Below are 4726 nucleotides of genomic sequence, written 5' to 3' on the forward strand. Positions count from 1 at the left end.
CCCGCTCGCGGGGCGCTTTTTTAGTGGTGCGCTTCGCCCGGCCGCAGCCCGTTCGTTCAAGGAAACGACCGGGTTCCTCGATTTTTTGAATGACTATTCAACCCCGGACGGTATAGTGCGTCCTGTTTTCGAAACGAAACGGCGAATCTTTGAGGAAAATCCATGGCACGAGCACAGTTTGACAGGAATGAAGTGCTGGACAAGGCGATCGCGCTTTTCTGGCAACATGGCTACAGCGCATCCTCCATGCAACAGGTGGTGAAGGCGACCGGACTGCAGCCCGGCTCGATCTACCTGGCCTTCGGCAACAAGGAGGGGCTGTTCCGCGAGGCCCTGGAGCGCTACAGCCAGAAATCCCTTGCCCGGATCCGCGAGACGATCGACGGCGCCCCGTCGATCGGCGCGGGCATTTGCCGGATTTTCGAAAACAACATCGAAGCCTCGTTGGAGCAGAATTATTGCAGTTGCTTCCTGGTGAAAACCCAGCTGGAGCTGGCGGCCGAAAACAACGACCTTCATGAACTCGCCGCCAAACAATTGCAAGGGATCGAGGCCCTGTTTCAAAGCTACTTGGAGCAGGAATCCGACGCCGAGCTGGGCCGGCAGCGGGCGATCAGCATCATGCTGCATATTTTCGGGATGCGGGTGTACGGCTATCAGCGCGATTCCGCCGACCGCATCCTTCAAGGGCTGCGCGCGGGCCTGCCCTGGCTCCCATGGGGGCCGTAACCCTTCATCCGAGATCATGACCCCAACCGTTAAACCGACACAAAATACTAGCAGCCTGTCGGACTTAAAATCTCCCGCAGGCAGTGTTTCGCCGAAAACTTATCAAGTGAAACAAGCAAGCCGTGGATAGTGCAAGATAATGGGGTGAAAGGTGCCCGAAAACGCGTCGACAGCGCCGGGGCGTGCTGTTTTGCGGTCTTGGCCGGGCATTTCGGGGCACGACTCTTCGTCAGGTTGAACAGTTTCTTCAGATTGTAGCTGAGACAGACGAGCCCCCATTCGGTTTCGGCTTTCTCCTTTCCCCTCATCGAGAAGCGGCGGAAACCGAGCACTTCCTTGATGACCCCGAAAACGGGTTCGACCGTCTGCTTGCGCTGCTTGTAGAGAGCTCTGCCTTCGGGCGTCTCGAGGCGGTGGTTCATCTGCTCTTTCATGGGTGCGCCGGGCGGCGGTGCTTCCGGAAGCGGCTGCTTTTCGAGGTCGGCGACGCTGATGTGGTGCGAGCTTTTGGCCATGGCGCAGTATACCATCGGCCCGCCATCGGATTCGGCGGCGTTGACGGTCTTCTCGCTGTAGTAGCCGGTGTCGGTCAGAACGTTTGCGGGTTTGACGACCTCGGCGGGAATACTCGCGAGCACGGGGTTGAGCTGTTCCTTGTCGTTGGGCGCGTCGGTGACGAGCTGTCCGACGATGAGCAGGGTTTCGGTGTCGACGGCGGCCTGCGCGTTGTAGGCCTGTTCGAAGTGGCTGCCGTTGCCGGCCTTCATGATGCGGCTCTCGGGGTCGGTGAAGTTGTACTGCTTGCTCTCCGGCGGCTCGGCGGAAGGCGGCTGGGGCTCCTTGCCCCTGGGGTTTTTCCCGTTGCGGCGCTGCTCTTCGCGCTTGGTCGTCTTCTCTTCGTATTCGGCCTGTTTCTGCCTGCGCTCGTCTTCGTAGCGCGCCTCGATCTCCTTGCGGGCGAGCTCGAGGCTCTTGATGCGGTCTTCGCGCCGGGAGATCTCCTTGGGGATGCTCAGTCCGTCGTCGAGCGGAGTGTTATCGGCCTGCTCGGCCTTGTCCGTGAGCTGCTCGACCTCCTGACGCAGCAACTCGATCTGCTTGCCCGCATGCGTGTAGCTGACGGCGGAGTGCTTGCTGGCGTTGGCCTTGATCTTGGTGCCGTCGATGCTCACCGTGCCGACCTTCTTGAGCCCGGCGGTCTCCTGCGCCATGAGCAGCACGTCCACGAAGGCCTTCTCGAAGAGGGCGCGGTTTTTTCGGCGGAAGGTGTTGATGGTGTCGTGGTCGGGGCGCAGATCGCCGCCGCAGAGGTAGCGCACCCCCACGTCCTCGGCGGTGGCATTCTCGATCCCGCGCGAGGAGAAGCGCCCGGTCGCGTAGCAATAGATCAGCAGGGCGAGCATCATGCGCGGCGGATATTGCTCGTCGCCCGTTCCGCGCTGGTTGAGCTGGAAGTATTCGCGGGGCAGCAGGTCCACCGCGTCGATGATGAAATGGACGATGTGGTCGTCGCGCACCCAGTCGCGCATATCGGGCGGCATGAGCATCGGGGTGCTGCGGTCGAGGTGCTTGAGTCGTGCGGCCATGGCTTCCTTGTGTTTAAGACAGACACAGATTGGCACAGTCTCGTTAACATAGAAATACATTCGCAACTTAAATCTAAGCCCGACAGGCTGCTAGGTAATACGCTGCAGTAGGCCGCTTCTATTTGAGGGCCTCGAAACCTTTGTCGAGCAGCTTCTTGATCGTGTTGGTGCGGCTGTCGCGGTCGGCCACGCCGAGGATGACCGCCACGACGCGCTTGCCGTCCTGTTCGGCGGTGGCCGTCAGCGAAAACCCGCCTTTCGAGTGGTAGCCCGTCTTAAGCCCGTCGCATCCGGGATAGGGGTCTTTGCCAACCAGCACGTTGCGGTTGGCCAGCATGAATTTTTCCTTGCGCAGTTCATTGGTCGGCAACCAGGCCAGCTTGGTGCCCGTGAGTTCGAGTGTGGCCGGGTTGCGCAGGGCGGCGAGGCTCAGGATGGCGATGTCGTAGGCGGTGCTGATGTCCGGCTGTTCCGTGATGGGAAGGCCGTGCGGCGTGTGGTAGGTGGTTGAGTTCATGCCCAGCTCGCGCGCCCGCTGGTTCATCATGTCCACGAAGCCGTCGATGGACCCGGCCACATGGGCGGCCAGTGCCGCGGCGGCATCGTTGGCGGAATGGATCATCATGGCTTGGAGCATCTCTTCCACGGTGAAGGCGCCGGACTCGCGCACGTCGAGGTAGACGCCGGAGCCGCCGATGCCGGCGATTTCTTCCGTGATTTCCACTTGGTCGGTCAGGTGGATGACGCCCTTGTCGATCTGCTCCAGCGTGATCAGCATGGTCATCAACTTGGTGACGCTGGCGGGGTAGGCGTAGACGGACGCGCGGTTTTCGTAGAGGATTTTGCCGGTTTGGGCATCGACCACGATCGCGCCCTGGTAGGGATCGCCGACGAGCGATGAATAGCTCTTGGAGGTGCGCCGGTTGGGCCGGTCGGAGCGGAGGTAGCCCTCGATGTTGCGGGTCGAAGCGATGTTCGGCATCGGTTTCGACGCCGGCATGGCGGTTGTTTCGACCGGCACCAGCTCAACCTTGGGGCCGATGAGTTCCGGCTTGGCGAGCTCCAGCTCCGGGATCTCGAATTTCGAAGGCAGCGGCGTGGAGATGGTTTCGGCTTCGGGGCGAACGGTTGCCGCCCGGGCGGTTGCGGGGGGGCGCTCGTTTTTACGGTTCTTCGACCCCAGCATGGCAAAGAAAACCAGGACGTGAAGTCCAATGAGTAGGGCGGCGATGAATGTGACGTTGCTTTTCTTCATTTGCGATTGTATTCCTGTAATGAGACGGACATGTGAGGGCAATCATGAGCGACATTCAAACCCAATTTGTTAAAAATATACTTTCCGGTGCGGAAACCAACCGCAAGGAAACGGGCTTGGCCTTTGCGCCATCGAACATTGCGCTCTGCAAATACTGGGGCAAACGCCATGCCGCCTTGAACCTCCCGCTCAACTCCAGCCTGTCCATCTCCCTCGGTTCGCTCGGCACCCGCACCGAGCTGCGTCTTCGCGACGGCGCCGCCGCGGCGCCTGCGGTGTTCCTGAACGGCGAGCTCCTGCCGCCGGATTCCTCGTTCGCCAAGCGCGTCGCCGCTTTTTTGGATTTGTTCCCGATGGTGGGCACCTCGTTCGAGGTGCGTACGGAAAACAATATTCCGACCGCCGCCGGGCTGGCGTCGTCCGCTTCCGGCTTTGCGGCCCTGACCATGGCGCTAAACGATTTGGCGGGATGGGGGCTCGGCGGCCGCATGCTCTCGATGCTCGCGCGTCTCGGCAGCGGCAGCGCCTCGCGTTCGGTCTTCGATGGTTTCGTCCAGTGGCATATGGGCTCGAACGACGACGGTTCCGATTCGTTCGCCGAACCCTTCTCCAAGCCGTGGCCGGAATTCCGCATCGGCATCCTCGAGCTCACCGACGCCGAAAAACCCGTCGGCTCCCGCGACGGGATGAACCGCACGGTCGAAACCTCCGCGCTCTACGCCAACTGGCCCGCGCAGGCCAATGCCGATTTCCAAACGCTCCACTCGGCCATCCTGAAGCGCGACTTTCCGACCGTGGGGCAAACCGCCGAGCACAACGCGTTGTCCATGCATGCCACGATGATGTCGGCCTGGCCCCCGCTCATCTACCTGCAACCCGAATCGGTGGCGATGATCCACCAGGTGCGACGCGTCCGCGCCGACGGCCTCGACGTCTATCTCACCATCGATGCCGGGCCCAACATCAAACTCCTCTTTCTCGAAGAAAACGAAGGTGCCGTCGCTTCGGCTTTTCCGAACATCCAGGTCATCAACCCGTTTGGGTAAGTTGACGCGCTGTATCACAACGCCTGCCGTGTGATGCTGGAAAGCCTGCCGGGCTGGTTTTGTTTCCTCGTTGAGGGTGGGCCGTGGCGTAAAGGAGCGAAAATGAAAGC

3 protein-coding genes and 1 pseudogene are annotated in these 4726 nt (G+C 61.0%); 2 read left to right on the top strand and 2 right to left on the bottom strand.

The window, feature by feature from the left end; all coding sequences use genetic code 11:
* Nucleotides 1–162: 162 nt before the first annotated feature.
* Complete coding sequence (locus ABYO54_RS14200) at nt 163–729, top strand: TetR/AcrR family transcriptional regulator (RefSeq protein WP_372808906.1); 567 nt, start codon at nt 163–165, stop codon at nt 727–729.
* A 230-nt stretch (nt 730–959) separates the two neighbouring features.
* On the opposite strand, the pseudogene ABYO54_RS14205 reads toward ABYO54_RS14200, so the two are convergent.
* Together ABYO54_RS14205 and ABYO54_RS14210 are read right to left on the bottom strand one after the other, a co-directional pair.
* Nucleotides 960–2315, bottom strand: a pseudogene (locus ABYO54_RS14205) (transposase); the annotation flags it as partial.
* A 118-nt stretch (nt 2316–2433) separates the two neighbouring features.
* Nucleotides 2434–3570, bottom strand: coding sequence for a D-alanyl-D-alanine carboxypeptidase family protein (locus tag ABYO54_RS14210; RefSeq protein WP_372808907.1), 1137 nt, complete (start codon nt 3568–3570; stop codon nt 2434–2436).
* Nucleotides 3571–3614: 44 nt separating this feature from the next.
* On the opposite strand from ABYO54_RS14210, the gene mvaD reads away from it, so the two are divergent.
* Nucleotides 3615–4616, top strand: a complete 1002-nt coding sequence (gene mvaD / locus ABYO54_RS14215) for a diphosphomevalonate decarboxylase (protein WP_372808908.1) — start codon at nt 3615–3617, stop codon at nt 4614–4616.
* Nucleotides 4617–4726: the final 110 nt, after the last annotated feature.

It is taken from the genome of Pontiella sp. (assembly GCF_041622395.1).
GTDB lineage: Bacteria > Verrucomicrobiota > Kiritimatiellia > Kiritimatiellales > Pontiellaceae > Pontiella.

Excerpts from the sequence above, each read along its gene's own strand:
- mvaD (WP_372808908.1), top strand. The coding sequence starts at position 3,615 with ATGAGCGACATTCAAACCCAATTTGTTAAAAATATACTTTCCGGTGCG.
- ABYO54_RS14200 (WP_372808906.1), top strand. The coding sequence starts at position 163 with ATGGCACGAGCACAGTTTGACAGGAATGAAGTGCTGGACAAGGCGATC.
- ABYO54_RS14210 (WP_372808907.1), bottom strand. The coding sequence starts at position 3,570 with ATGAAGAAAAGCAACGTCACATTCATCGCCGCCCTACTCATTGGACTT.